The organism is Marinobacter sp. UBA5687 (assembly GCF_002420325.1).
Taxonomy (GTDB): domain Bacteria; phylum Pseudomonadota; class Gammaproteobacteria; order Pseudomonadales; family Oleiphilaceae; genus Marinobacter; species Marinobacter nauticus.
In genome coordinates, this window is sequence record NZ_DIHV01000068.1 from 10,992 (window position 1) to 12,032 (window position 1,041).

The 1,041-nt window shown below is 63.3% G+C and carries 1 pseudogene; it reads right to left on the bottom strand.

The features are described from left to right. A pseudogene (locus B3Y70_RS07300) lies at positions 1-1,041 on the bottom strand (exodeoxyribonuclease V subunit gamma); the annotation flags it as partial.

Below are 1,041 nucleotides of genomic sequence, written 5' to 3' on the forward strand. Positions count from 1 at the left end.
CGCAGCAGGTTGGCGTAGCGGACTTTTTTCGAGTAACCGGAGCCGGTCAGCAGACCGGCGTTGGCGATCACCAGTCGGCACAGTTGTCCTGAAGGGTTGCAGCGCAGATTGTCGATTAAATCGACCACCTCCACGGCGCCTGTGCTATCCGAGTACCGACACTCGAACGGTAAGGGCTCGGCCACTGCTTCCGGCCACTCGGTCAGCGCGCCGCGATAGCGTTGAAACAGGTCTGGCAGGCGGCCGGCCAGCTCGGTGCGCAGGCGATGTTCGGTCACCCCCATACCCAGGTCGCCCCGCCGGGCCATGCGGTCCAGAGTGGCTTCCAGGCGTTCGTGCAATTCCTCTTCGCTGGCGGCTTTGACGACACCCTCCTGGATCAGCTCGTTGTCCAGGCGCCAGCGGTCCAGGCCGTTCAGGTCGAAGTTTTCGTTATCGGTGTCGTCTTCTTCCACCGCTTCAAAGCGCACCTGCAGCCGGCGCTGGTAGAAGGTGTCGATGGGCTTTTTCAGGAAATTCGCCAGCTCGTTCAGGCTGATGGGCTCTTCGGGCGTCTGGTACGGCAGCGCTTCCCGGCTCTGCTCCGGGTTATCCACGGCATGAGCGCTGCGCCATTCCCGTTCATAGGTGAACAGTCCCCGGGCCTGCAGCACGTCGGCCAGGGGTTTGGGTTGGGTCTCTTCACCCTCGCCCACGCCGTTGGTTCTGGGGAAATAGTCCCGGCTGAAAGGCTGCAGCGGATGCTGGGTGGTCAGAGCCTTGGTAACAGAACCATCCGGTTGCCCCGCCACGGTCCACAGACTGTTCAGGTGGTCCTGTAACTGGCCGATGAGCACCGAGGGTGGCCGTTCGGAGTCGTCCCTGATACTGCGCCCCACCCAGCTGATGTACAGCTGTTCCCGGGCGGACAACAAGGCTTCCAGAAACAGGTAGCGGTCGTCTTCCCGGCGGGAGCGGTCCCCCGGCCGATAATCCTGGGCCATCAGGTCGAAATCCACCGGCGGCCGGGAGCGAGGGTAGTCGCCGTCGTTCATGCCCAGC